The sequence below is a fragment of the Streptomyces sp. NPDC057877 genome (assembly GCF_042796855.1).
In the GTDB taxonomy this organism is placed as follows: domain Bacteria; phylum Actinomycetota; class Actinomycetes; order Streptomycetales; family Streptomycetaceae; genus Streptomyces.
Map to the genome: position 1 here is coordinate 299,657 of NZ_JBHVMS010000002.1, position 17,620 is coordinate 317,276.

Annotated in this window: 15 protein-coding genes; 13 read left to right on the forward strand and 2 right to left on the reverse strand. The window is 74.1% G+C overall.

Annotated elements, in window-relative coordinates; all coding sequences use genetic code 11:
- Positions 1-50: 50 nt before the first annotated feature.
- The 10 genes from ACFVQG_RS05240 (at position 51) to ACFVQG_RS05285 (ending at position 11,052) form a co-directional block, all read left to right on the forward strand.
- Complete coding sequence (locus tag ACFVQG_RS05240; protein ID WP_383377037.1) at positions 51-2,528, forward strand: SpoIIE family protein phosphatase; 2,478 nt, start codon at positions 51-53, stop codon at positions 2,526-2,528.
- 249 nt (positions 2,529-2,777) lie between these two features.
- Positions 2,778-3,503 (forward strand): class I SAM-dependent methyltransferase, encoded by a 726-nt coding sequence (locus ACFVQG_RS05245; protein ID WP_383377040.1) that lies wholly within the window; start codon positions 2,778-2,780, stop codon positions 3,501-3,503.
- Positions 3,504-3,611: 108 nt separating this feature from the next.
- On the forward strand, positions 3,612-4,463 hold the full coding sequence (locus ACFVQG_RS05250) for a M55 family metallopeptidase (RefSeq protein WP_383377043.1): 852 nt from the start codon (positions 3,612-3,614) through the stop codon (positions 4,461-4,463).
- A complete protein-coding gene (locus tag ACFVQG_RS05255; RefSeq protein ID WP_383377045.1) occupies positions 4,456-5,796 on the forward strand; it encodes a M20/M25/M40 family metallo-hydrolase in 1,341 nt (446 codons plus the stop codon). Before ACFVQG_RS05250 ends, ACFVQG_RS05255 begins: the two co-directional genes overlap by 8 nt.
- Positions 5,797-5,813: 17 nt before the next feature.
- The gene (locus tag ACFVQG_RS05260) at positions 5,814-7,775 is read left to right on the forward strand and encodes an LpqB family beta-propeller domain-containing protein (protein WP_383377047.1); all 1,962 of its coding nucleotides are present in this window, start codon (positions 5,814-5,816) and stop codon (positions 7,773-7,775) included.
- Positions 7,772-8,695: an LD-carboxypeptidase gene (locus ACFVQG_RS05265; protein WP_383377050.1), complete on the forward strand. Its 924-nt coding sequence runs from the start codon at positions 7,772-7,774 to the stop codon at positions 8,693-8,695. The genes ACFVQG_RS05260 and ACFVQG_RS05265 overlap by 4 nt, the downstream gene beginning before the upstream one ends.
- A 77-nt stretch (positions 8,696-8,772) precedes the next feature.
- Positions 8,773-9,045, forward strand: a complete 273-nt coding sequence (locus ACFVQG_RS05270) for a LapA family protein (RefSeq protein ID WP_383377053.1) — start codon at positions 8,773-8,775, stop codon at positions 9,043-9,045.
- Between the two features lie 9 nt (positions 9,046-9,054).
- Positions 9,055-9,618 carry a GNAT family N-acetyltransferase gene (locus ACFVQG_RS05275; protein ID WP_383377056.1) on the forward strand — a complete coding sequence of 188 codons (564 nt, stop codon included), beginning with the start codon at positions 9,055-9,057 and terminating at the stop codon, positions 9,616-9,618.
- A complete protein-coding gene (locus tag ACFVQG_RS05280; RefSeq protein ID WP_383377059.1) occupies positions 9,615-10,523 on the forward strand; it encodes an arginase family protein in 909 nt (302 codons plus the stop codon). The genes ACFVQG_RS05275 and ACFVQG_RS05280 overlap by 4 nt, the downstream gene beginning before the upstream one ends.
- A gap of 46 nt (positions 10,524-10,569) precedes the next feature.
- Positions 10,570-11,052, forward strand: a complete 483-nt coding sequence (locus ACFVQG_RS05285; protein WP_383377061.1) for a phage holin family protein — start codon at positions 10,570-10,572, stop codon at positions 11,050-11,052.
- An 18-nt stretch (positions 11,053-11,070) separates the two neighbouring features.
- Here ACFVQG_RS05285 and ACFVQG_RS05290 read toward each other — a convergent pair whose 3' ends face one another.
- Positions 11,071-12,165, reverse strand: coding sequence for an enolase C-terminal domain-like protein (locus ACFVQG_RS05290; RefSeq protein WP_383377063.1), 1,095 nt, complete (start codon positions 12,163-12,165; stop codon positions 11,071-11,073).
- 19 nt (positions 12,166-12,184) lie between these two features.
- Positions 12,185-13,141 carry an LLM class F420-dependent oxidoreductase gene (locus ACFVQG_RS05295; RefSeq protein ID WP_383377065.1) on the reverse strand — a complete coding sequence of 319 codons (957 nt, stop codon included), beginning with the start codon at positions 13,139-13,141 and terminating at the stop codon, positions 12,185-12,187.
- 141 nt (positions 13,142-13,282) lie between these two features.
- Here ACFVQG_RS05295 and ACFVQG_RS05300 point away from each other — a divergent pair, with 141 nt between their 5' ends.
- The 3 genes from ACFVQG_RS05300 to ligD are packed head-to-tail and all read left to right on the forward strand — an operon-like array spanning position 13,283 to position 17,615.
- A complete protein-coding gene (locus tag ACFVQG_RS05300; protein WP_383377067.1) occupies positions 13,283-14,845 on the forward strand; it encodes an FAD-dependent oxidoreductase in 1,563 nt (520 codons plus the stop codon).
- Positions 14,842-16,689, forward strand: coding sequence for a transketolase (locus ACFVQG_RS05305; RefSeq protein ID WP_383377069.1), 1,848 nt, complete (start codon positions 14,842-14,844; stop codon positions 16,687-16,689). Before ACFVQG_RS05300 ends, ACFVQG_RS05305 begins: the two co-directional genes overlap by 4 nt.
- Positions 16,686-17,615, forward strand: a complete 930-nt coding sequence (ligD, locus tag ACFVQG_RS05310; protein ID WP_383377070.1) for a non-homologous end-joining DNA ligase — start codon at positions 16,686-16,688, stop codon at positions 17,613-17,615. The genes ACFVQG_RS05305 and ligD overlap by 4 nt, the downstream gene beginning before the upstream one ends.
- The last annotated feature ends 5 nt before the right edge of the window (positions 17,616-17,620 follow it).

Sequence of the window (17,620 nt, forward strand, 5' to 3'; positions counted from 1 at the left end):
AGGACCGGGGGCAGATCATGCGGAGCCGTGGGGGAGAGAGGGCCTGGGGCATGGACCGTGGCACCGACCGGCAAGTGGGCACCCACCCCGAGGCCGGGCAGGCCGCGGTGCCGGGGCACGCCGCCGCCGGACGCATCCCGCTGGCCGTGGTCGTCGTCGACCGCGACGGCCTCGTCTCCCACTGGAGCGCCGGTGCCAGGCGGTTGTTCGGCACCCCCAAGGAGGCCGCGATCGGCCGCCCCGTGGTCGACCTGCTGCCCGTCTCCGGCGCCCTGCCGGACGACGACACCCTGTCCCCGTACGACGTGGACGACGGGCTCGGTCCCGACCTCGACGCCTCGCTCGGCGGGCGGCTGTCCTACCCGGCGGCGGGCTGCGCCCGGCTCACCGTGCCCGGCAGCGACCGGATCGACGTGCTGTGGTGGGCGTACCCGCTGGTCGGCCCCGGCCCGGAGCGGCTGCTCGTGCTCGCCGCCGACGCGGCGCCGCTCCACCTGCGCGACCCCGACGACGCGCTCGACGCCGCGGACGCCGTGGTCGAGCGGATCACGCCCGCGTTCGCCCTGCACACCGACTTCCCCGGCGCGGAGGGCCTCGCCCGGCGGCTCCCCGAGATCCTGCCCAGCATGAGCGTCGGGGAGAGCGCCCGGATCGTCGGGCAGATCCTGGAACTGGGCTATCCCGTCCTGGAGTTCAGCCAGAACGACCGGGTGCCCGTCACCCCCGACTGGGGCGTGCCCCGGCGCGCGGAGCGCAGGGCGCGCCGGGAGCGGCTCGCGCGGGCGGTGGCCGCGGGCGATCCCGTGCCCGAGGAACTCCGCGACGAGGGCGCGGAGGTCGAGGACCTCGAGTACGCCGCCGTCCGCGAGCGCCTGGAGTTCCTCAACGAGGTCAGCGGCCGGATCGGCACCTCCCTCGACCTCGCGGAGACCATCGTCGAGGTCAGCAAGGCCGTCGTACCGCGGTTCACCGATGTGGCGGGCACCTACCTGCGGGAACAGGTCGTCGCCGGTGAGGGGTTCCCGGACGGTGTGCCGGACACCACCACCATGTGGCACCGGGTCGCCCTGGAGCACACCGACGAACCCGGCCGCTGGGACGACGTCGTCCCCGTCGGCGAGGCGATGCCGTTCCCGGCGCACACCCCGTTCTTCCAGTGCATGACCAGCGGTGAGCCCGTGCTGGTGCCGCGCATCAGCGAGGAGATGGGGCACGCCATCGCCGCGCAGTTCGAGAAGCGCGACATCCGGCCGCTGATCACCGGGCGCTCGATGCTGGTCGTGCCGCTCAAGGCGCGCCATGTCGTCCTCGGCTTCATGATCCTGCTGCGCCATCCCGAGCGGCCCGTCTTCAACGACATGGACCGGGTCACCGGCGCCGAACTCGCCGCCCGCGCGGGCCTCGTGCTCGACAACGCGCGCATGTACACCTACCAGGAGTCGGTCGCCGAGACGCTCCAGGACAGCATGCTGCCGCACATCCCGGCGCGCATGGCGGGCTGCGACATCGCCACCCGCTACCTGCCCGGCACCCTGCTCGGCCGGGTCGGCGGCGACTGGTTCGACTCGGTGAAACTGCCCGGCGCCCGCACCGCGTTCGTCGTCGGCGACGTCATGGGCCACGGCCTGAACTCCGCCGCGATGATGGGCCAGTTGCGTACGGCCGTCCAGACCATGGCCGCCCTCGACCTGCCGCCCGCGCAGCTGCTGCGCAACCTCGACGACCTCGCCCAGCGGCTCGGCGAGACCTACCTCGCGACCTGTCTGTACGCCGTCTACGACCCCATCGCGGGCGAACTGCACCTCGCCAACGCCGGGCACATCCCGCCCGTGCTGGTCCGCGCCGAGGACGGCCGCAGCGAGCTGCTCGACCTGCCGACGGGCGCCCCGATCGGCATCGGCGGGGTGCCGTTCGAGGCGGTACGCGTGCGCGTGCGGCCCGGTGACCGGCTGGTGATGTGCACCGACGGGCTGGTCGAGGTGCGGGGCGAGGACATCGGCGTCGGGCTGGCCACGCTGTGCGAGTCGGCGGCGCATCCGGCCGCGTCCATGGACGACGCCTGCGACACCATCATCCGCGCCCTCAACCCGCGCGGCGGGCGCAAGGACGACGTGGCCCTGCTGATGGCCCGGCTCGGCGGCATCGAGCCGGACGACGTGGCCGAGTGGCGGCTGCCCCTCGCACCCGCCGAGGCGGGCCGGGCGCGGGCCGCGGTCCGTGAACAGCTCCACACCTGGGGCCTCGCCCGCACCGCCGACACCGCCGAACTCCTGGTCAGCGAACTCGTCACCAACGCCCTGCGGCACTCCCACCGCCGTCCCGTCGGACTGCGCCTGGTGCGCGGCGACACCCTCCTGTGCGAAGTGGACGACGACGACCACGACCTGCCCACCCTGCTCAGCGCCGGTGGCGCGGACGAGACCGGGCGCGGGCTGCGGGTGGTCAGCACCCTGGCGAGGGAGTGGGGCGCCAGCCGCACCGGCGCGGGAAAGACGGTCTGGTTCGAACTGACCCTGCCCCGCCGCTGAGCCCCGCGGGGGTGCAGGGGGTCGCCGTGCTGGTCGTGGCCCGCGGGGGTGGGCGTGCGCGGGACGGGTCGGTGCCGCTGCTGCCCGTACGGCGGTGATCCGGAGGCCCGGGGCGCACTCGGCCGCGTGCGGGGAGCGGGCGGGGCGTGAAGGAAGCGGGCCGTGTTCTTGTGGGCGTGAGCCGGGCGCGATAGACCGTACTGGCCCGTCACTCGCGGCGGGCCGCCTTCGCACCCTGGGGAGTTGGGCATGAGCGTGACGAGTCGGTACCGGGAGGCCTGGGAGGGGTTCTGGCGGGAGGCGCCGGACGACGCGGGGGCCGTCTTCTGGGACGCGGAGCCCGTGCTGACCGCGGGGCGGCACCTGGCGCTGTTCGAGCCGCACCTCGTCGATCCCGGGCTGCCGATGCTCGACGTCGGCTGCGGCAACGGCACCCAGACCCGGTTCCTCGCGGAGCGCTTCCCGCGGGTGATCGGCGTCGATCTGTCCGCGGCGGCCCTGGACCACGCCCGGCGCGCCGACCGGGCCGGACAGGCCGCGTACCGGCTGCTGGACGCGGCCGAGAAGGGTGAGGCGCAGACGCTGCACGCGGAGCTGGGCGACGGCAACGTCTATGTGCGGGGCGTGCTCCACCAGTGCGAGCCCGACGACCGGCAGCCGCTGGTCGACAGCATCGCGACGCTGGCCGGTGAGCGCGGCCGGGTCTTCCTCGTCGAACTGGCCGAGGCGGCGGGCACCGCACTGCGGGGCCTGGCGCAGGGCCCGTCCGGTCCGCCCGCCAAACTCGCGCCCGTCCTGCGGCACGGCATCGCCCCCGGCGAGGTCGCCGACGCGGCCGTCCCCGACTATCTGCGGGCGGCCGGGCTCACCGTGCTCGCCAGCGGTGAACTGCCGCTGTACACCACGGAGTACACCGAGGACGGGGCGCGCATCGAACTGCCGTCGAAGTGGCTGGTGGCAGGGCGCCCGGCGTGACGCGAGGGACGTGAGCGGCGCCGGAGCGGACCGCCGGGCGGACGGGAGCCGGGAACGGCTGTCGTGTGTCCTGGCCGGTTGCGGCTGCGGCGCGTAACGTTTCGCTGCATGAAGATCCTGATCAGCGCCGACATGGAGGGCGCCACGGGGGTGACCTGGCCCGCCGACGTGCTGCCGGGCACCCCGCAGTGGGAACGCTGCCGCTCCATGTTCACCTCGGACGTCAACGCCGCCGCCCTCGGCTTCTTCGACGGGGGCGCCGACGAGGTGCTCGTCAACGAGGCCCACTGGACCATGCGCAACCTGCTGCTGGAGCAACTGGACGAACGGGTGCAGATGCTCACCGGTCGGCACAAGTCGCTGTCCATGGTGGAGGGCGTGCAGCACGGCGACGTCGACGGCATCGCCTTCGTCGGCTACCACGCGGGCGCCGGTGCCGAGGGCGTCCTCGCGCACACCTACCTCGCCAACTCCATCACCGGCGTGTGGCTGAACGACGTACGCGCCAGCGAGGGTCTGCTGAACGCGCATGTGGTCGCCGAGTACGGGGTGCCGGTCATCCTGGTCACCGGGGACGACGTGGCCTGCGAGGACGCGCTCGGGTACGCGCCGGAGGCGCTGAAGGTCGCCGTGAAGGACCATGTGTCGCGGTACGCGGCCGTGTGCCGGACGCCCGCCCGGACCGCCGCCGACATCCGGGCCGCGGCCAAGGAGGCGGTGACGCTGGCCGGTCGGCGGGATCCGGTCGCCGGTGGATCGTATGCAGCTGGTGGAGCGTATACAGTCGCCGTCGAGTTCGACGCCGAGCATCTCGCCATGGCGGCGACCGTCGTACCGGGAGTGGAGCGGACCGGGGAGCGGAAGGTGGCCTACACCAGCGGGACCATGTTCGAGGGGATCCGCACCTTCAAGGCCGTCACCACCGTCGTCTCGGCCGCCGTGGAGGAGCAGTATGGCTGACCAGCGGGCAGACCAGCAGACCGACGAGCGGGCCGATCAGCGGGCCATGGACGAGGTCGTGACCTTCACGTCCGACCTCATCCGCATCGACACCACCAACCGCGGCGGCGGCGACTGCCGTGAGCGGCCCGCCGCCGAGTACGCCGCCGCCCGGCTCGCCGACGCCGGTCTGGAACCCGTGCTCCTGGAGCGCACCGAGGGCCGCACCAACGTCGTCGCCCGGATCGAGGGCACCGACCCGTCGGCGGACGCGCTGCTGGTCCACGGCCACCTGGACGTCGTACCCGCCGAGACCGCCGACTGGAGCGTGCACCCCTTCTCCGGGGAGGTCCGCGACGGGGTGGTCTGGGGCCGGGGCGCCGTCGACATGAAGAACATGGACGCGATGATCCTGGCCGTGGTGCGCGACTGGGCCCGGCGGGGGGTGCGCCCCCGGCGGGACATCGTCGTCGCGTTCACCGCCGACGAGGAGGCCAGCGCCGAGGACGGCTCCGGGTTCCTCGCCGACCGCCACCCGCACCTGTTCGAGGGCTGCACCGAGGGCATCAGCGAGTCCGGGGCGTTCACCTTCCACGACGGCTCCGGCCGGGAGATCTACCCGATCGCCGCCGGGGAGCGCGGCACCGCCTGGCTGAAGCTGACCGCGCGCGGGCGCGCCGGGCACGGCTCCAAGGTGAACCGGGAGAACGCGGTGACCCGGCTGGCCGCCGCGATCGCCCGGATCGGCGACCACGAGTGGCCGCTCCGGCTCACCCCGACCGTCAGCGCCGCCCTCACCGAACTCGCCGCCGTCTACGGCATCGACACCGACCTCAGCGACGTCGAGGCCCTGCTGGAGAAGCTGGGCCCGGCCGCCAAGCTGGTCGAGGCGACCGTCCGCAACAGCGCCAACCCGACCATGCTGGACGCCGGTTACAAGGTCAACGTCATCCCCGGCGAGGCGGTCGCGCATGTCGACGGGCGCTATCTGGCGGGCGGCGAGGAGGAGTTCCGCACCACGCTCGACCTGCTGACCGGGCCGGACGTCGACTGGGAGTTCGAGCACCACGAGGTGGCCCTGCAGGCACCGGTGGACTCGCCGACGTTCGCGGGGCTGCGCGCGGCCGTCCAGGAGTTCGCGCCGGAGGGGCACGTGGTGCCGTACTGCATGTCGGGCGGTACCGACGCCAAGCAGTTCTCGCGGCTCGGCATCACCGGCTACGGCTTCGCGCCGCTGAAGCTGCCGGAGGGGTTCGACTACCAGGCCCTCTTCCACGGGGTCGACGAACGGGTGCCCGTCGAGGCGCTGCACTTCGGTGTCCGCGTCCTCGACCGCTTCCTGCGGACGGCCTGAGCGGGGCCAGGAGAGGGATGGAAAAGGTGCAGACCCTGCCATACGGTTCATGGCCCTCGCCGATCGACGCGACCGTGGCCGCCGCGCACGACGGCCACCCCGAGTTCGTCGGCTTCGTCGGCGACGAGGTCTGGTGGACCGAGCCGCGCCCCACCGAGGGCGGCCGTCGCACACTGGTGCGACGGCACCGCGACGGCACGGAGGAGTCCGTGCTGCCCGCCCCGTGGAACGTCCGCAGCCGGGTCATCGAGTACGGCGGACAGCCCTGGGCCGGAGCCGTCGTCGACGGCGCGCCCCTGGTGGTGTTCGTGCACTTCGGTGACCAGCGGCTGTACCGCTACCGGCCCGGCGCCGAGCCGCAGCCCCTCACGCCCGTGTCGCCGGTCGGCGGCGGGCTGCGCTGGGCGGACCCGGTGATGCGGGTGGAGCGCGGCGAGGTGTGGTGCGTACTGGAGGAGTTCACCGGCGACGCGCCCACCGACGTGCGGCGGGTGCTCGCCGTCGTGCCGCTGGACGGCTCGGCCGCCGGGGACCGGGCCGCCGTGCGCGAACTCACCGGCGAACGGCACCGGTTCGTCACCGGCCCCCGGCTCTCCCCGGACGGGCGGCGGGCCGCCTGGCTGGGCTGGGACCACCCGCGGATGCCGTGGGACGGCACCGAACTGCTGGTCGCCGAGGTGGACGCGGACGGAACGTTCCGCGAGCCGCGCGTGGTGGCGGGCGGCCCCGAGGAGTCCATCGCCCAGGCCGACTGGTCGACCGACGGCGGTCTTCTGTATGCAAGCGACCGCACCGGCTGGTGGAACCTCTACCGCGACGGCCAGCCGCTCTGCCCCCGCGAGGCGGAGTTCGGCGGCCCGCTGTGGAAGATCGGCCTGAGCTGGTTCGCACCGCTGGACAGCGGCACCATCGCCGTCGTGCACGGCCGCGGCGCCACCGCCCTCGGCATACTTGACCCCGAGACCGGCGAGGTCGTCGACGCCGCCGGACCCTGGACCGAGTTCGCCCCCACCCTCGCGGTGCACGGCGAACGCGTCGTCGCCGTCGGCGCCAGCCCGCGCAGCGCCTACGAGGTCGTCGAACTCGACACCCGCACCGGCCACGCCCGCGTGATCGGCGCCCCCCACGACGACGCCGTGGACCCCGCCCTCTACCCCGAGCCGCAGATCCGCACCTTCACCGGACCCGACGGCCGCGACATCCACGCGCACATCTACCCGCCGCACAACCCCGGCTGCGTCGCGCCCGGCCCCGACCTGCCGCCGTACGTCGTCTGGGCGCACGGCGGCCCCACCGGCCGCTCCCCGCTCGTGCTGGACCTGGAGATCGCCTACTTCACCTCCCGCGGCATCGGCGTCGCCGAGGTCAACTACGGCGGCTCCACCGGCTACGGGCGCGCCTACCGCAACCGGCTGCGCGAGCAGTGGGGCGTCGTCGACGTCGAGGACTGCGCGGCCGTCGCGCTCGCCCTCGCCGACGAGGGCACCGCCGACCGGGCACGGCTGGCGATCCGCGGCGGCAGCGCGGGCGGCTGGACCTCCGCGGCCTCCCTCACCACCACCGACGTCTACGCCTGCGGCACGATCATCTACCCCATCCTCGACCTCGCGGGCTGGGCGACGGGGGAGACCCACGACTTCGAGTCGCAGTACCTGGAGAGCCTGGTCGGACCGCTCGCCGACGTGCCCGCCCGGTACGCCGAACGCTCCCCGGCCGAGCACGCCGAGCGCCTCACCGTGCCGTTCCTGCTGCTCCAGGGGCTGGACGACCCGATCTGCCCGCCCGCCCAGTGCGAGCGGTTCCTCGCCCGCGTCGAGGGCAGCCGGGTGCCGCACGCCTACATCGCCTTCGAGGGCGAGGGACACGGATTCCGGCGGGCCGAGACCATGGTGCGCGCGCTGGAGGCGGAACTCTCGCTGTACGCCCAGGTGTTCGGGCTGCACCCGGCGGGCATCCCGAGGCTGGAGCTGACCAAGTGAGGCAACTGACCAGACCCGCCCGGCTGGCTCCCGGCGCCAAGGTCGCCGTCGTCGCGCCCAGCGGGCCGGTCCCCGAGGAGCGGCTGCAGGCCGGGCTCGACCTGCTGCGCGGCTGGGACCTCGACCCGGTGGTGGCACCCCATGTACTGGACCGGCACGGCACCTTCGACTACCTCGCGGGCGCGGACGCCGACCGCGCCGCCGACCTCCAGAACGCCTGGTGCGACCCGTCCGTCGCCGCCGTGCTGTGCGCCCGCGGCGGCTACGGCGTCCAGCGCATGGTCGACCTGCTCGACTGGGACGCGATGCGCGCCGCGGGCCCCAAGGTGTTCGTCGGCTTCAGCGACATCACCGCGCTGCACGAGGCGTTCGCCACCCGGCTCGGCCTGGTCACCCTGCACGGGCCGATGGCGGCGGGCGTCGACTTCGTCAAGAACGCCCGCGCGCAGGACCATCTGCGGGCCACCCTCTTCGCGCCGGAGACCGTACGCACCATCGCCTCCCAGGGGCGCGCTCTCACATCCGGCCGGGCGCGCGGCGTCCTCCTCGGCGGCTGTCTGTGCCTGCTCGCCGCGGAACTCGGCGCCCCGCACGCCCGCCCCTCCGCGAGCGGCGGCCTGCTCTGCCTGGAGGACGTCGGCGAGGAGACGTACCGCCTCGACCGCTACCTCACCCAGTTGCTGCGCTCCGGCTGGCTGGACGGGGTGCGCGGGGTACTGCTCGGCTCCTGGGAGCAGTGCGAGCCCTACGACCGGGTGCGGGCGCTGCTCCTGGACCGGCTCGGCGGGCTCGGGGTGCCGATGGTGGAGGAGTTCGGGTTCGGGCACGGCGAGGGAGCCCTGACGGTGCCCTTCGGGGTGACGGCCGAACTGGACGCCGACCGGGCCACCCTGACCCTGGACGCACCGGCACTGCGCTGACCCGGCCCCGGCGCGCGCGTCACCCGGTGGGCCGCGCTCACCGTGCGGGCGCGCGGGCCGGGCCGCACCCTGGTGTCATGAGTCGGAAGACGTCCGGGAGCGGCACCACCGAGGAGGGCGCGCGCGACGGTGTGCGCGCCGCGATGACCCCGGCCCAGATCGCCGTGCTGGTGCTCGCCGTCCTCGCCCTGATCTTCATCTTCGAGAACACCCAGACCACCGACATCCGGCTGCTGGTCCCCGTGGTGTCCATGCCGCTGTGGGCGGCGCTGCTGGCCATGTGGCTGATCGGGGCGGTGTGCGGGGCCTACTTCGTCTCGCGGCGCCGCCGCCGGAAGGCGACGTCGTAGAGTGGCGGGATGCCGCACCACACGTCCCGTCAGCTGGCCGAGGGCCCCCGGGTGGGCATCCGCCACTTCACCCGGGCCGACGGCGCCGAGTTCGTCGCGCGGGCCCGGGAGAGCACGGAACTGCACCGGCCGTGGCTGTTCCCGCCGCGGACCGGGGAGGCGTACGCCGCCTACGCGGGGCGGCTGATCGACGATCCCACGAAGGCCGGGTTCCTGGTCTGCGACCGGGGCGACGGCGGCGCCATCGCCGGGTTCATCAACATCAACAACATCGTCGGCGGCGCCTTCCAGAGCGGTGCGCTCGGCTACGGCGCCTTCGCGCACGCCGCCGGGCGGGGCCTGATGCGCGAGGGGCTCGACCTGGTGGTGCGGTACGCGTTCGGGCCGATGCGGCTGCACCGGCTGGAGATCAACGTGCAGCCCGGCAACGCCGCGTCGATCGCCCTGGCCCGCGCCTGCGGGTTCCGGTTGGAGGGCTACTCACCGGACATGCTGTACATCGACGGGGCCTGGCGGGACCACGAGCGCTGGGCCATCACGGCCGAGATGGTCAAGGAGACGGTGGACGAATGAGCCGGACGCGCACGCTGGTCGTGATCGACGCCCCCTCCAACCTGGGCCTGCGCCCGCCCGCCCCCGGCACCGTGCCCGGCTGCCACAAGCTCGCCGGGGCCCTGCGCGAACAGCGCATCGTGCAGCGGCTGAACGCGCTGGAGGGCGGCGTGGTCGTACCGCCGCGCTACGACCGGGGCGACTGGCAGGAGGGCGACGGGGTCTTCAACGCCGCCGCCCTCGCCGCCTACACCCGCAAGCTCGCCGACCGCGTCGAGCACCACGTGCGCGCCGGGGACTTCCCGGTCGTCCTCGGCGGCGACTGCTCCATCCAGCTCGGGGCGTCGCTGGCGCTGCGCCGCCTCGGGCGGTACGGGCTGGCCGCCGTCGACGCCTCCGCCGACTTCCGCCACCCCGGCAACTCCGACCGGATCGGCGCGGCGGGCGGCGAGGAACTGGCGCTGGGCACCGGGCGCGGCCAGGACGACCTCACCAACCTGGAGGGCCTGCGCCCCTACCTCCGCGACGAGGACGTACGCCTCTTCGGCATCCGCGACGCCTTCGAGGACGAGCGGGCCGAACTGGCCGCGCTGAAGATCCCCGTCGTCACCGTCGGCGACATCCGGGAGTGGGGCGCGCACGCCCTCGCGCGGGCCACCGCGGAGGCGTTCACCGTCACCGAACTCCAGGGGTTCTGGGTGCACCTGGACGCCGACGTCCTCGACCCGGCCGTGATGCCCGCCGTCGACAGCCCCGACCCCGACGGGCTGCTCCCCGACGAACTCATCGCCCTGCTGCGCCCGTTGCTCGCCTCCCCGCACTGCGTCGGCCTCAACGTCACCATCTACGACCCCGACCTGGACCCCGACGGCACGGCGGGCGCGCTGCTGACCGACATCGTGGTGGCCGCCTTCGCCGCCGGGTGAGCGCTGCACGTCGTTACCCGGGGGCGACCGAGGGTACCCGGCGGCCATGGAGCGCTTGGATCATCTGGAACACCTGGACAAGCACCTGGTCGACGAACTGGCGCAGGTGACGCGCGAGACCGTGCGGGACGAACTGCGCCGACAGGCGCGCCAGCAGCGTCGCAGGGCGACGCTCTACGCCGCGTCCGGCGCCGTCGCCCTGTACGCGGGCGCGGCCCTCGCCCTCGCCGTGGGGCTGGCCCTCGCCGCCGGACTGCCCGACTGGGCCGCGGCGCTGATCACCGCGGTCATCCTGGCCGCCATCGCCTACCTGCTGCGCGGCGCCGCCCGGCCCGCCGCGTCCCGGCCGACACCGGAGGGCCCGGCCGGGGAGGCCGCCGCCGGGACGGACCGGGTGCACGGCGGCACCCCGCCCCTCGGACGCCCCGGCGGCCTGGGCGGCGTACCGTACCCGCCGATGCCCCCCACCGCGCCGGGCGCGCCGCGGCCGGAGGAGACCGACCCGGAGAACCCGCACCACCGGGCGTGACCGCGTCCCCTGGCGCGGTCAGGCGACGCGGTACTCCGCGATCTCCTCCGCGCGCAGGGTCAGGCCGTGCCCGACGCCCGCCGCCGGGCGGACCGTGCCGCCGGTCGGGTCGAGGGCGCCGTCGAAGAACATCGACTCGACGCGGACGTGGTCGTGGAACCACTCGACGTGCCGCAGATTGGGCACGGCGGCGGCCACGGCGGCATGGGCGTGCGGGGCGCCGTGCGCGGACACCTCCAGGCCGTGCGCCTGGGCGACGGCCGCCGCGCGCAGGAACTCGGTGACGCCGCCGCAGCGGGTCGCGTCGATCTGGAGGCAGTCCACCGCCCCCGCCGCGATCATCCGGCCGAAGTAGGGCAGGTCGTAGCCGTACTCACCGGCCGTCACATCGCACACCAGCGCGTCCCGCACCAGCCGCAGCCCCGTCAGGTCGTCCGAGGACACCGGCTCCTCGAACCAGCCCACGCCGTACTCGGCGAGCGTACGGCCGACCCGGACCGCCTGCTTGCGGGTGTAGGCGCCGCCCGCGTCCACGTACAACTCGGCGTCGTCGCCGATCACCTGGCGCGCGGCGCGGATCCGGGCCAGATCGCGGGGGACCGCCCGGCCCCACGCCTCGCCGATCCTCATCTTCACGCGCGGGATGTGCTGACCGTGCACCCAGCCGCCCAGCTGGGCCGCCAGATGCGTGTCGTGGTACGTCGTGAAGCCGCCGCTGCCGTACACCGGCACGGCGTCCCGCGCGGCGCCCAGCAGCCGCGTCAGCGGCAGTTCCAGCAGGCGCGCCTTGAGGTCCCACAGGGCGATGTCCAGCGCGGAGATCGCGCACGCCGCGATGCCCGGGCGGCCCGCGTTGCGCACGGCCCGGCTCATCCTCGCGTGCACCGCCGGGATGTCCAGGGCGCTGCGGCCCTGCACCAGCGGCGCGAGGTGGTCGCTCAGGAAGTCGGCGACCGCCGCGGGGCCGTAGGTCCAGCCGGTGCCGGTCGCCTCCCGCGTCGTCACCTCGGCGATCACCACCGTCGTGGTGTCCCAGGCCAGCGTGCCATCGGCCTCGGGCGCGTCCGTCGGCACGGTGTACACCGACACGGCCGGGCGGTGCAGTTTCGGCATGGCTGTGTCCGGCCCCCCGTCAGACCTGCAACTGCGGCAGCACCTTGGTGCGGTAGAAGTCGAAGAACGCCCGCTGCTCGGGGCCGATCTGGTTGACGTAGACCCGGTCGAAGCCCGCCTCGGCGAAGGCGTTGAGGGCGCCGACGTGCTCGTCCACGTCGTCCCCGCACACCCGGCCCTCGCGCACCATCTCCTCGGTGACCAGCGGCTCCAACTGCTCGAAGTGGCGCGGTGAGGGCAGCACCTGGCCCATCTCGCCGGGCAGCAGCTCGTTGGCCCACAGCCGCCGCACGGTCCGTACGGCCTCGTCGCGGTCGGTGCCGTAGCAGACCTTGGTACCGCCGCTCACCGGCTTGGCGCCCCCGCCGCCCTTGCGGAACTGCTCCACCATCGACTCCTCGGGCATCATCGTGATGTAGCCGTCGCCGATGCGCGCCGCGAGCGCCGTCGCCTTCGGGCCGAAGCCGGAGACGTCGATGGGGACGGGCTCGTCGGGGACCGTGTACAGACGGGCGTTCTCCACCGTGTAGTGGGTGCCGCGGTGGCTGACCTCCTCGCCGGTGAACAGCTTGCGCATGACCGTGACGGCCTCTTCGAGCATCTCCATCCGGATGTGCGCGGGCGGCCAGGCGTCGCCGAGGATGTGCTCGTTCAGCGCCTCGCCGGTGCCCACCCCGAGCCGGAAGCGGCCCTGCGTCATGACCGCGCTGGTCGCGGCGGCCTGCGCCACCACCGCCGGGTGCGTCCGGACCGTCGGGCAGGTGACCGCCGTCTCGATCGGCAGCGACACCGCCTCGGAGATCGCACCGATCACCGACCACACGAACGGGCTCTGGCCCTGGGCGTCGTTCCACGGGTGGTAGTGGTCCGAAATCCACAGCGCCTGGAAACCGGCCTGCTCGGCCATCCGCGCCTGTTCGACCAGATCCGCGGGGCCGAACGACTCGGCGGACAGGAAGTAGCCGTACTCGGGCATGGGGGGTACCTCCGCGACGGGGCGGGACAGGTCACGCGTTCGAGTACCCGGCGGCCGGTGCGGAAACCCCGGGCACGTTTGGCGGCCCTGGCCAGGGGGACGCGGAAGGCTCCGACCAGACGCGTCATCGCCGGAGGAACCGTGAGTCGACCCCGCATCGTGATCGTCGGAGCCGGCTTCGCCGGGTACCGCACGGCCCGTGAGCTGTCGCGGATGTCCCGGGGCAAGGCCGAGATCACCCTGCTCAACCCGACCGACTACTTTCTGTACCTGCCCCTGCTGCCCCAGGTGGCCGCCGGGATCCTGGAGCCGCGCCGGGTCACCGTCTCCCTCTCCGGCACCCTGCCCCGGGTGCGCCTGGTGCTCGGTGAGGCGGACGGCCTCGACCTGGACGCGCGCACCGTGCGCTACGCCGACCCCGAGGGCGGCACCGGGACGCTGGAGTACGACCGGCTGGTGCTCGCCGCGGGCAGCGTCAACAAGCTGCTGCCGATCCCCGGCGTCGCCGAGCACGCGCACGGCTTCCGCGGCCTGCCCGAAGCGCTGTACCTACGCGACCACGTCACCCGGCAGGTGGAGCTGGCGGCTGGCACCGAGGACCCCAAGAGCTGCGCCGCACGCTGCACCTTCGTCGTGGTCGGCGCCGGGTACACCGGCACCGAGGTCGCCGCGCACGGGCAGTTGTTCACCGACTCGCAGGTCCGCAAGCACCCCCTGCGGGAGGGCATGCGGCCCCGCTGGATGCTGCTGGACATCGCCGAGCGCGTCATGCCGGAGATGGACGAACGGCTCTCCCGCACCGCCGACCGGGTGCTGCGCGAGCGGGGCGTCGACGTGCGGATGGGCACCTCGGTGAAGGAGGCCACGCCCAACGGGGTGCTGCTGACCGACGGCGAGTTCGTCGACACGCACACGCTGGTGTGGTGCGTGGGCGTACGGCCCGATCCGCTGGTGGAGGCCCTGGGGCTGCCGATGGAGCGCGGGCGGCTGCTCGTCGACCCGCATCTCGGGGTGCCGGGGCGGCCCGAGGTGTTCGCCTGCGGCGACGCGGCGGCCGTACCCGATCTGGAGAACCCCGGCCAGTACACGCCGATGACCGCGCAGCACGCCTGGCGGCAGGGCAAGACGTGCGCGCACAACGTCGCCGCGTCGCTGGGCGTGGGCGAGCGCCGGGCCTACCGCCACGGCGACCTGGGGTTCGTGGTGGACCTGGGCGGCACGAAGGCCGCCGCCAACCCGTTCGGGGTGCCGCTGTCCGGGCCGCTCGCCGGGGCCGTCACCCGCGGCTACCACCTCGCCGCGATGCCCGGCAACCGCGTCCGGGTCGCCGCCGACTGGCTGCTGGACGCCGTACTGCCCCGCCAGGCCGTCCAGTTGGGCCTCGTACGGTCCTGGTCGGTACCGCTGGACACGGCGTCACCGGAGCTGGTGCGGGTGCCGGGGGGACCTGAGACCAAGGCCGGGAGCGAGAGCCCGCAGAACCCGGAGGGCGAGATGAGGCAAGCACCGGAGCCCGCGAGGAACCAGCCGGGTGGTGAGCCCGCGAGGAACCAGCCAGGTGGTCAACCCGCCAGGAACCAGCCAGGTGGTCAACCCGCCAGGAACCAGCCCCAGGAACGCGGCGCCGAGCACCCCACCCCCGGCCCCGTCAAGCGCACCGACCCCGACATGAACCCCGAACACCCCTCGGAGGGAGAGGCATGAACAGCGGTGAACTCGTGGAGCTGGGACAGCAGTTGCGGGTGGACAGCGTACGGGCGTCCGACGCCGCGGGCTCCGGGCACCCGACGTCCTCGATGTCGGCGGCCGACCTGATGGCCGTCCTGCTCGCCCGCCACTTCCGCTACGACTTCGACCGCCCCGCCCACCCCGGCAACGACCGCCTCATCCTCTCCAAGGGCCACGCCTCACCCCTGCTGTACGCCGCGTACAAGGCCGCCGGTGCCATCGACGACGACGAACTGCTCACCTTCCGCGCACTGGGCAGCAGGCTGGAGGGCCACCCGACGCCCCGGCGGCTGCCCTGGGTGGAGACGGCCACCGGCTCGCTCGGGCAGGGCCTGCCCGTCGGCGTCGGCGTCGCCCTCGCGGGCGAGCGCCTGGACCGCGGCGACTACCGGGTGTGGGTGCTGTGCGGCGACAGCGAACTCGCCGAGGGCTCGGTGTGGGAGGCCGCCGAGCACGCCGCCCACGAGCACCTCGACAACCTCACCGCGATCGTCGACGTCAACCGGCTAGGCCAGCGCGGCCCCACCCGGCACGGCCACGACCTCGACGCCTACGCCCGCCGCTTCCAGGCCTTCGGCTGGCACACCGTCGAGATCGACGGGCACGACGTCGACGCGATCGACCGTGCCTACGGCGAGGCCCTCTCCACCAAGGGCCAGCCCACCGCGATCCTCGCCCGCACCCTGAAGGGCAAGGGCGTCGCGGCCGTCGAGGACCGCGAGGGACTGCACGGCAAGCCCCTGCCCGACGCCGACGGGGCGATCGCCGAACTCGGCGGCCCCCGGGACATCCGCGTCGAGGTCCACGAACCGCCCGCCACCCGCATGCTGCACGCCGTGCGCACCGGGCACGTCGAACTGCCCCGCTGGCAGCGCGGCGAGGAGGTCTCCACCCGCGACGCCTACGGCCGCGCGCTCGCCGCGCTCGGCAGCGGACGCGGTGACGTCGTCGCGCTGGACGGCGAGGTCAGCGACTCCACCCGGGCCGAGTTCTTCGCCAAGGAACACCCCGAGCGGTTCTTCGAGTGCTACATCGCCGAACAGCAGCTGGTCGCGGCGGCCGTGGGCATCGCGGCGCGCGGCTGGGTGCCGTACGCGTCGTCGTTCGCGGCGTTCCTGACCCGCGCCCACGACTTCGTCCGCATGGCCTCGGTCAGCGGGGCGGGCATCAACCTGGTCGGCTCGCACGCGGGCGTGGCGATCGGTCAGGACGGGCCCTCGCAGATGGGCCTGGAGGACCTGGCGATGTTCCGGGCCGTGCACGGCTCGACCGTGCTCTACCCGTGCGACGCCAACCAGACCGCCCACCTGGTCGGCGCCATGGCGGGCCTGGAAGGCGTCCGCTACCTGCGCACCTCGCGCGGCAAGTCCCCGGTGATCTACGGGCCCGAGGAGCAGTTCCCCGTCGGCGGCAGCAAGGTGTTGCGCTCCTCCGCCGAGGACCGGGTGACCATCGTCGCCGCGGGCGTGACCGTGCCCGAGGCGCTGGCCGCCGCCGACGCCCTCGACGCGAGCGGCATCCAGGTGCGCGTCATCGACCTGTACTCCGTCAAGCCCGTCGACCGGGCCACCCTGCGCCAGGCCGCCGAGGACACCGGCTGTCTGCTGACCGTGGAGGACCACCACGAGGAGGGCGGCCTCGGCGACGCCGTCGTCGACGCCTTCCTCGACGGCCGCCCCATGCCGCGCCTGGTGCGCCTCGCCGTCCGTACGATGCCGGGCTCGGCGAGCCCCACCGAGCAGCTGCACGCGGCGGGCATCGACGCCGAGTCCATCGCCGCGTCCGTGGAGCTGCTGGTGGAGCAGGCGGTCGTACGGTGAGCCGCGGCGCCGTGCGGACGGTACGGGCCGGGCGGCGCACGGTGGAGGTCCAGCGTGCCGACAAGGTGCTGTTCCCCGCCGACGAGGGCGGCGCGGCGGAGTACACCAAGGGCGACCTCGTCGACTACTACCGCTCCGTGGCGCCGTACCTGCTGCCCCACCTCAGGGGCCGCCCGCTGATGCTGGAGCGCCACCCGGACGGCGTCGACGGGCCCCGGTTCATGCAGAAGAACACCCCCGCGCACTACCCGGACTGGATCACCCGGGCCGAGGTCGCCAAGGAGGGCGGCACCGTCCGCCACACCGTGTGCGACGACACCGCCACCCTCGTCTACCTCGCCGACCAGGCCTGCCTCACCCTGCACCGCTGGCTGTCGCGCACCACACGGCCGTACGCGCCCGACCGGCTGGTCTTCGACCTCGATCCCTCGGCCGACGACTTCGCGCCGGTGCGGGAGGCCGCCCGGCTGCTGGGCGAGCTGCTCGACGCACTGCGGCTGCCCGCCGCGCTGATGACGACCGGTTCGCGCGGACTGCACGTCGTCGTGCCGCTGGACGGGCGCCAGGACTTCGACGAGGTACGCGACTTCGCCCGGGACGTCGCCGACACCCTCGCCGCCGCCCACCCCGACCGGTTCACCACCGCCGCCCGCAAGAAGGACCGCGGCGACCGCCTCTACCTCGACGTGCAGCGCAACGCCTACGCGCAGACCGCGGTCGCACCGTTCACCGTGCGTGCCCGGCCCGGCGCGCCCGTCGCCGTGCCCATCGCCTGGGACCAGCTCGACGACCCCCAACTCGGGCCCCGCCGCTGGACCATCGCCGACGCGGTTGACCAGGCACGCACCGACCCCTGGGCCGACGTGCCGGGCCGGGCCCGCGCGCTGGGCCCGGCCCGGCGGCGACTGGACGCGTTGCGTGACTGAGGTTT

Excerpts from the sequence above, each read along its gene's own strand:
- ACFVQG_RS05240 (WP_383377037.1), top strand. The coding sequence starts at position 51 with ATGGACCGTGGCACCGACCGGCAAGTGGGCACCCACCCCGAGGCCGGG.
- ACFVQG_RS05245 (WP_383377040.1), top strand. The coding sequence starts at position 2,778 with ATGAGCGTGACGAGTCGGTACCGGGAGGCCTGGGAGGGGTTCTGGCGG.
- ACFVQG_RS05250 (WP_383377043.1), top strand. The coding sequence starts at position 3,612 with ATGAAGATCCTGATCAGCGCCGACATGGAGGGCGCCACGGGGGTGACC.
- ACFVQG_RS05255 (WP_383377045.1), top strand. The coding sequence starts at position 4,456 with ATGGCTGACCAGCGGGCAGACCAGCAGACCGACGAGCGGGCCGATCAG.
- ACFVQG_RS05260 (WP_383377047.1), top strand. The coding sequence starts at position 5,814 with ATGGAAAAGGTGCAGACCCTGCCATACGGTTCATGGCCCTCGCCGATC.
- ACFVQG_RS05270 (WP_383377053.1), top strand. The coding sequence starts at position 8,773 with ATGAGTCGGAAGACGTCCGGGAGCGGCACCACCGAGGAGGGCGCGCGC.
- ACFVQG_RS05275 (WP_383377056.1), top strand. The coding sequence starts at position 9,055 with ATGCCGCACCACACGTCCCGTCAGCTGGCCGAGGGCCCCCGGGTGGGC.
- ACFVQG_RS05280 (WP_383377059.1), top strand. The coding sequence starts at position 9,615 with ATGAGCCGGACGCGCACGCTGGTCGTGATCGACGCCCCCTCCAACCTG.
- ACFVQG_RS05285 (WP_383377061.1), top strand. The coding sequence starts at position 10,570 with ATGGAGCGCTTGGATCATCTGGAACACCTGGACAAGCACCTGGTCGAC.
- ACFVQG_RS05290 (WP_383377063.1), bottom strand. The coding sequence starts at position 12,165 with ATGCCGAAACTGCACCGCCCGGCCGTGTCGGTGTACACCGTGCCGACG.
- ACFVQG_RS05295 (WP_383377065.1), bottom strand. The coding sequence starts at position 13,141 with ATGCCCGAGTACGGCTACTTCCTGTCCGCCGAGTCGTTCGGCCCCGCG.
- ACFVQG_RS05305 (WP_383377069.1), top strand. The coding sequence starts at position 14,842 with ATGAACAGCGGTGAACTCGTGGAGCTGGGACAGCAGTTGCGGGTGGAC.